The organism is Salsipaludibacter albus (assembly GCF_019798055.1).
Lineage (GTDB): Bacteria > Actinomycetota > Nitriliruptoria > Nitriliruptorales > Nitriliruptoraceae > Salsipaludibacter > Salsipaludibacter albus.
The window spans coordinates 1-7,132 of the sequence record NZ_JAHOPH010000062.1 but is presented as its reverse complement, the minus strand read 5'-3'; the positions used below and the strand labels follow the sequence as shown (position 1 = coordinate 7,132).

General features: G+C 73.0%; 8 protein-coding genes. 6 read left to right on the top strand and 2 right to left on the bottom strand.

Annotation, left to right across the window (positions count from 1 at the left end):
- Positions 1-198: 198 nt before the first annotated feature.
- Together KR546_RS18675 and KR546_RS18670 are read left to right on the top strand one after the other, a co-directional pair.
- Positions 199-1,002, top strand: coding sequence for a DUF1206 domain-containing protein (locus KR546_RS18675; protein ID WP_238446237.1), 804 nt, complete (start codon positions 199-201; stop codon positions 1,000-1,002).
- Positions 1,003-1,009: 7 nt separating this feature from the next.
- The gene (locus KR546_RS18670; protein ID WP_238446236.1) at positions 1,010-1,948 is read left to right on the top strand and encodes a class I SAM-dependent methyltransferase; all 939 of its coding nucleotides are present in this window, start codon (positions 1,010-1,012) and stop codon (positions 1,946-1,948) included.
- Here the strand turns inward: KR546_RS18670 and KR546_RS18665 are convergent.
- Entirely contained in the window at positions 1,881-2,762 is an 882-nt protein-coding gene (locus KR546_RS18665; protein WP_238446235.1) for a flippase-like domain-containing protein, read from the bottom strand. The two genes, KR546_RS18670 and KR546_RS18665, sit on opposite strands and share 68 nt — an antisense overlap.
- Before the next feature lie 271 nt (positions 2,763-3,033).
- Between KR546_RS18665 and KR546_RS18660 the strand changes: the two genes are divergently transcribed.
- Entirely contained in the window at positions 3,034-3,693 is a 660-nt protein-coding gene (locus tag KR546_RS18660) for an FkbM family methyltransferase (protein WP_238446234.1), read from the top strand.
- A gap of 86 nt (positions 3,694-3,779) precedes the next feature.
- Positions 3,780-4,886 carry an NHL repeat-containing protein gene (locus KR546_RS18655; protein WP_238446233.1) on the top strand — a complete coding sequence of 369 codons (1,107 nt, stop codon included), beginning with the start codon at positions 3,780-3,782 and terminating at the stop codon, positions 4,884-4,886.
- Positions 4,887-4,942: 56 nt separating this feature from the next.
- On the opposite strand, the gene lepB is transcribed toward KR546_RS18655, so the two are convergent.
- On the bottom strand, positions 4,943-5,986 hold the full coding sequence (gene lepB / locus KR546_RS18650; RefSeq protein ID WP_238446232.1) for a signal peptidase I: 1,044 nt from the start codon (positions 5,984-5,986) through the stop codon (positions 4,943-4,945).
- Between the two features lie 116 nt (positions 5,987-6,102).
- On the opposite strand from lepB, the gene sodN reads away from it, so the two are divergent.
- Both sodN and KR546_RS18640 read left to right on the top strand, forming a co-directional pair.
- Complete coding sequence (gene sodN, locus KR546_RS18645; RefSeq protein WP_238446231.1) at positions 6,103-6,549, top strand: superoxide dismutase, Ni; 447 nt, start codon at positions 6,103-6,105, stop codon at positions 6,547-6,549.
- A 197-nt stretch (positions 6,550-6,746) separates the two neighbouring features.
- Positions 6,747-7,121, top strand: a complete 375-nt coding sequence (locus KR546_RS18640) for a DUF5318 family protein (protein ID WP_238446230.1) — start codon at positions 6,747-6,749, stop codon at positions 7,119-7,121.
- Positions 7,122-7,132 lie beyond the last annotated feature (11 nt).

Genomic DNA, 7,132 nt, shown 5'->3' with positions numbered 1-7,132 from the left:
GTCGGGGGGTCGATCGATCGGGACCACGACCACCCCCGGGCGGTCGTGGTCCCGATCGGTCGGCCCCCCGATCGACGGTTCCCGGGCCCACGGTGACGCATAGGCTCGTCATCGGGGTGGCGCGGCCATCCCTGCCTGCGTGGTGCCCGTCACCACCCGTGCACCCGGCCAACTGCCACGCCACACACCTGGAGCACCATGAGCGCCACGTCCGTCGACATGCCCACCGAGGCCGAGGCCCAGGGGGCTGTCCTCCAACTGGCCCGGGTGGGGATCCTCAGCTACGGCCTGGTCTACGCCATCACCGGCTGGATCGCCCTGCAGTTGGCCTTCTCCGGGGGGAGCGGTGAGGAGGCCTCGACCACCGGGGCACTCCGGGAGCTCGCGAGCCAGGGCTTCGGGACCGTGCTGCTGTGGATCGTCGTGGTGGGACTGGCCGCCATGGCGCTGTGGCAGCTCGCCTCGACCTTCGTGGGCGAGTCCTGGATGGACAGCTCGGACCGCACGTTCGAGCAGGCCAAGCACGTCGGGCGCGCCATCGTGTACGGGGTCCTGTCCTTCCAGGCCTTCAAGATCGTCACCGCGGGTGGCTCGTCCGGTGGTGGCAGCCAGGAGGAGTCCCTGACCGCGACCCTGCTCGGCGCCCCCGGAGGACGGTTCATCGTCGGCGCCATCGGGCTGGCGGTCATCGGGGTCGGGCTCTACCAGGTCCGTTCCGGCGTGACGAAGAGCTTCACCAAGAAGTTGGCCGGCGCCGACCAGAAGACCGTGCGTCTCGGACAGGTGGGCTACATCGCCAAGGGCATCACGCTGGCGATCGTGGGTGGGCTGTTCGGCTGGGCCGCCATGACCGCCGACCCCGAGAAGGCCGGCGGGATGGACCAGGCCCTGCAGACGCTGCGGCAGCAGTCCTACGGCACGTGGCTGCTGGCCGCGATCGGGCTGGGCTTCGTCGCCTACGGGGTCTTCTGCTTCTTCTGGGCCCGCCACCCCCGACCGTGATCCGTCCGTGAGCCGACCGGACCCCCGGACGACGTCGTGGCGTGACCACGCCGACCGTCCGGTGGTCGTGCCGTCGCCACCGACGGCCGAGCAGCCCCCGTTCTACCTCGACATCGGTGCCTGGCAGGGGCGGCTGTACGACCGCAATGCCTTCACCGCCGGCACCGCCGACGAGGTCGATGCCCTGGTCGAGCGCACCGGCCTGGTCCCGGGCCAGCGGGTCCTCGACGTCGGGTGCGGCACCGGACGACACCTGCGCGAGCTGCGCCGGCGCGGGATGGACGCCGTCGGCATCGACGTCTCGCCGGACCTGGTCCGCGTCGCGACCGAGCGCCTGCGCGAGGACGAGGAGGCGGACCGTCCCCGTGCGGACTGGGAGGTCGTGGTCGGCGACGCCCGCCACCTCGCCGCGACCCTGCGCCGCGCCGACCTCGCCGGTCGGTTCGACGTGGCGTGGTCGCTGTGCCACGGCGGGTTCGGCACCGACCCCGAGGGGGAGGGCGACGTGCTCGCCGGCCTCGCGACGGCGGTGCGTCCCGGGGGACATGTCGTCGTGACCGCCTTCCACACCCTGTTCGCGGCCCGCCACCTGGTCGACGGGGACGCCTTCGATCCGCAGCGACTGGTGCACCACCAGCGCAGCGAGGTTCGGGGGCCCGATGGCGAGGACCGGGACTTCGACCTGTGGACGGTGACCCACACGGCCCGCGACCTCGCCCACCTCGCCACGCAGGTGGACCTGGAGGTGGTGTCGATCGACGGTGCCGAGCCCGGTACCTACGACCGCATCGGGATCGGGCTGGACGACCCGGAACTGCTGGCCGTCCTCCGCCGGCCGCCCACGACCGCGTCGGGGGCCGGGCCGGTCGATGACGCGGTCAGCGTCGACGCTGGATCGTCGTCAGCGCCAGCAGTCCCTGGCCGATCAGGCTCAGCACCTGGTTGAGACCGGCCGTGAGGAATCCGGCCGCCGCGGTCAGCCCGACCAGCGGGGCCAGGACCGATGCGAGCAGCTCGCGGACACCCAGCCCGGCCGGGACCAGCCCGACCGACACCGCCAGCGCGCCCGAGGCCACCAGCCCGAACGCCTGGGCCCACGAGGCGTCGGTGCCGATGGCCTCCAGCACCAGCAGGATGCGCCACGTCGCGAGCAGGATCACGAGGATCTCCAGGACGTACACCGCGACGGTCAGCCACACGGCGTTCCGGTCACGTGGGCGGATCGCCACCGCCCCGCCGATGCACGCCACGACGCCGATCCCGGCGGCCACCAGTCCCGGCGCGAGGTTGCTGAGTGCGGCGACGGCGAGGCCCGACGCGATCAGCGTCAGGCCGACCCAGGCCACCCCGATCCCGGCGGTCATCCGCACGGCGATCCCCGGGCTCGCGCCGCTGGCGGTCATGGCCTCGACCCGCACGATCGCACCGCCCGGGATGGGCAACAGGTTGCCCAGCGACCCCAGGAGCGAGACCCGGATGGACTCGCGAGCCGTCGAGTGTCCACCTGCCAGCCGCTGGGCCAGCCAGAACTCCCCGGCCGACATCAGGGCCGCAGGGATCGCCAGGGCGGCCGAGGCTGCCAGGGCGCCCCAGCCGAGCTCGGCGGGTTCGATCTCGAGTCGCTGCCACGACCAGGTGATGCCGACGACGACCAGGACGACCACGACCGGCAGCAGCCACCGGCTCTCGGAGACCCGTTCGCGGACGCGTCGGTACCGCGCCACGAGCCGATCGAAATGGTCACGCCAGTCGGTGCTCACGCGTCCCCCGGACACGACCGGGCACGGCCGAGCACGCACAGTGACACTGGGGTTCTCCGGTTCGACGTGGAGCACGCGGGAGCGTACTGGCGTCCGGGTGTCCCACGCGCCGGGCGGGCTACCGTGCGCCCCGTCCGATCCGCTCGTCCGATCCGTCCCACCCAGGAGGCACGCGGTGCGCCACGTCCGTCGATCACGGGTGCGTTCGTGGCTGAACGCGGGTCGCGATCTCGTTCCCGATCGGTTCGAGGTGCCCGCCCGGTACTGGTCGATGCGACTGCTGCGCTTCCTGGAGCCCGAGGTGGAACGCCTGCCCGAATGGGTCACCCCCGGCGGGGTCAGCCTCGACGTCGGTGCGAACTACGGCCCCTACACGTATGCGCTGGCGAACCTGTCCGCGCAGGTGCATGCCTTCGAGCCCAATCCCGAGTGCGCACGCGTGCTCCGGGCCTGGCACCGGGGCAACGTCCGGGTGCACCAGCTCGCCCTGTCCGACGTCACCGGGGTCGCACGGCTGCAGGTCCCGATGGTCGACGGCACCGCTCGCTCGACCCAGGGCAACATCCGACCGGACGGCGAGGGCGTCGAGGTGGAGACCCGGCGCCTGGACGACTTCGCCTTCGAGCGGGTCGACTTCGTGAAGGTCGATGTCGAGGGCCACGAGCTGGCGCTCGTGGCCGGGGCGGCCGACACGCTGGTCCGCCACCGCCCGGTCGTGCTGATGGAGATCGCGGCCAAGCTGCTGACCGGCGACGTGGACGTCCACACCGTCGTCGACGCCGTCGAGGCCCTCGGCTACCGCGGCACCCTGCTGGCCCCGTCGGGTGACGTGCCAGCGGCGGACTTCTCGATCGCGCGCCACCAGCCGCTGGTGGACGGTGACCGTGGCGAGGGCTACGCAAACATGTTCGTGTTCCACCCGTTCGAGTGAGCTGCTCCGGCCATCGTCCCGCGGCCCCGTTGCCCGGGGCCGGGTCCGCCCCTAGGGTCGATCGCCATCGATCGGGAGGCGCAGTCGTGCGCGCACGGATCCGTCGTGGGAGCCGCCTGGTGACCGTCGGCCTGGTGGTGCTGCTGGGCATGTCCGGTTGCACTGGCGACGCCGGCGAGCCCGAGCCGACGTCGGACGTCGGGACCACGGCCGCCTCGCCCGGACCGGACGCGACCGGGACGGCGACCGCGGCCCCGGCGTCGCCCGTGCCCTCGCCCGTTCCGTCGCCCACGACGTCGCCGGTCCCGGCACCCGACGAGCCCCTGGCCTTCGTCGACGCGCTCGTGCCCGACGACGGCTCGTGGGCCCAGCCCTACGGCGTCGACATGGGCGCCGACGGCACGATCTTCGTCCTCGACGCCGGCAAGGACCGGGTGGTCGGGTTCGCGCCCGACGGCACCCAGGTGGTCGAGTTCGGTGGCACCGGGCGCGAGGACGGGCAACTGGACACGCTGGACTTCGGGGCACTGGCGATCGGACCGGACGGCACCGTGCACGTGGTCGACAACGGCAACAGCCGGATCCAGTCGTTCACGCCTGAGGGCGAGTTCGTCCGGTCCTTCGGCAGCGAGGGCGACGGCGACGGCCAGTTCCGACGGGCGATCGGCATCGCCACGGACGCCGACGGCGCCATCTACGTCACCGACGACGCCCGGCCGGTGGTGCAGGTGTTCGACGCCGAGGGAGCGTTCGAGCGTGCCTTCGGCGAGCCCGGCGACGGGCCCGGCGGACTGGTGCACGCGACGGGGATCGACGTCGACCAGCGTGGCCACGTGTTCGTCGCCGACTTCGAGGCGACCCGCGTGCAGGAGTTCGACCCGGAGGGACAGGTCGTGGGCGAGTACCGACTCCCCGGGGCGGCCGGCACCAACGGCACGCCCGAGGGCGTGGTCGCGCTGCCCGACGGGCGGGTGTGGGTGACCGACTACCGGGCCGGGGCGGTCGTCCAGCTGCCCGCGGCGCCGACCGGCCCCGACGTCGACGACCTCCCGGACCCGCCGCTGGTCGCCGGTGACGTGGGTGCCGGCGACGGTGCCCTGCAGGCCCCGGTCGACCTGGCGGTCGCCCCCGACGGGACCCTGGTCGTCACCGACCAGCAGGCCGGCACCGTCCAGCGCTTCGCCCCCGCCTGACCCGGCCGCACCCCCGGGGCTCGCGGGGGGGTCACGAACCTCCGCCACTCGCCGCGTCAGAGGGCGGCGATGGCGCGGTCGACCAGCATGGCCAGGTCGGCGGGGTGGGTCACGTCGTCCAGCTCGTCCAGCTCGTCGCGGGTGAACCAGCGCCAGTCCACGTGGTCGACCTGCTCGCTGGCCGTCCAGCCGTCCGTCGTGACGGTGTCGTCGGGGACCCGGGCCGCCATGGACGTCTCGACCCGGTGGAGGGGGGCGCCCCACAGGACCGAGTCGCGCTCGGCCTCGTGGTCCAGCGCCACGATCGTGACGTCCGACACGCCGACCTCCTCGGCGACCTCGCGGAGCGCGGCGGTGTGCACGTCCTCGCCGGGCTGCAGGCCACCACCCGGAGTCTCCCACCAGTCCGGTCGGTCCCCGTCGGCGTCCGCCACCCGGAACAACAGCGTCCGGTCGTCGGGATCCAGGACCACGACCCGCACGGCGTCCCGCCGGCGGGGTCCGTCGCGCCGTCGCATCCCGGCCGGGGGCCGCAGCCACGACCACGGCGACCGGCGTGCCACCGCGACCCGCTCGATCGCGTCGGCGGGCACGCAGCCCACGGTCCGACTGTCGGTCGAAGCGCGCGGGTCGTCGCCCAGGACCACCACCTCGGCGGGTCCCGGCGCCCAGCGGTGGTCGGCGTCCACCGGGACCACGGCGGGCCGGTCCCACCAGGACCCGTCGACGTGCAGGTGCCCGTCGAGCAGGACGACGTCGTCGCCGGGCAGGCCGACCAGTCGCTTGACGCTGGCGGTCGGACCCAGCGTCCCGGGCGCGAGCACGACGACGTCGCCCCGTCGTGGCGCCAGCAGGGGAGTGGGGACCGTGACCACGTGGTCGTCGGGTGCCAGGGTCGGCAGCATCGAGGGGCCGTCGACGGCACGCAGTGCGCGGTTGGCGACCAGGGCCGTCCCCCAGGCCGCGGCGGTCAGGGCGAGCGCCCGACCCAGCGCCCGGCGCGGGGCGCCGATGTCCCGCGGGTCGGGGTCGCGACGTGGTCCGCCGTCGATCGGGGTGTGATGCGAATCGTTCGCATCTGGCCGTGTTGGTGGGGACATTCCCGCATTTCCTTCCCGAAGGGTGGTGACACCGGCCGTACGGGTCTCACCCTGCCGAGACTACGATCGAGAGGAGAAGCAGACAGCGCACGCCCAAAACCCAAGGGAGCAGTCACATGCGACTTCCCAACCTCACCGCCCTCAACCCGTTCGCACCCGTCGAGCGGGTGTCGGCCCACTGCGACCTGATGTGCGGGGTCTACTACCCCGAGCAGGCACGCATCGAGGCCGAGTCGGTCCACCAGTCGGCCGTCAAGTACCAGGACTCCGACGACGAGGTGTTCCGCGCCCGCGCCATCCAGATCAAGGAGCAGCGTGCGGAGCTCGTCAAGCACCACCTCTGGGTCCTGTGGACGGACTACTTCAAGCCGCCCCACGTCGAGGAGTACCCCGAGCTCCACGACCTCTTCTGGAGGGCCACGAAGGCCGCCGGTGACGCCAAGAAGTCGGTCGACCCGGCCGACGGCCAGGCGCTGCTCGACCTCATCGACGAGATCTCGGTCATCTTCTGGAAGACCAAGGGCGGCAAGCCCGACTGGATGACCAACGACCCGACCGCCTGAGCCGGTCCGGATCACCGACGACACCCCGCTGCGGCGGGGTGTCGTTCGTGTTCGTGGACCCTCGCCGCGACGCCTCGCGCGTCGCATGCACCATCCCCCCGTCCGGCCCCCGGCCACGGCATCAACTCCTACGATGGCCCGGACCGTTCGCGGCGCCCACCACCCGCCGCCCGACGACCACGACCCGGAGGTGACCCGTGCGAACCGGACGCGTCGACTACCGCATGGCCCGTCGGGCGACCCTGCGGGACGTCCGGTCCGGGCTGCGGACACGCGCCGACGTCTGCGACGCACACCCCGAGCTCCTGCGGGCGGCCAAGTGGATCGGTGAGCCCGTCGGCGACTGTCCGCTGTGCGACACCGACGCCCTCGTGCACGTCACCTACGTCTTCCCGCGCTACGGCAAGACCGCTCGACGCGGCCAGGCCGTGACCCGCGAGTCCCTGCCCGACCGGGTCCGCAAGCTCGGTGACCTCGCGGTCTACACCGTCGAGGCCTGCCGGTCCTGCGGGTGGCACCACCTCGTCGAGAAGTACGACCTCCTGCCCCCCAAGCGAGCCGTCGGCGGCTGAGACCCCGACCC

Bases quoted from the DNA above. Each gene is read 5' to 3' on its own strand.
- KR546_RS18675 (WP_238446237.1), top strand. From the start codon at position 199: ATGAGCGCCACGTCCGTCGACATGCCCACCGAGGCCGAGGCCCAGGGG.
- KR546_RS18660 (WP_238446234.1), top strand. From the start codon at position 3,034: ATGCGACTGCTGCGCTTCCTGGAGCCCGAGGTGGAACGCCTGCCCGAA.
- lepB (WP_238446232.1), bottom strand. From the start codon at position 5,986: ATGTCCCCACCAACACGGCCAGATGCGAACGATTCGCATCACACCCCG.
- sodN (WP_238446231.1), top strand. From the start codon at position 6,103: ATGCGACTTCCCAACCTCACCGCCCTCAACCCGTTCGCACCCGTCGAG.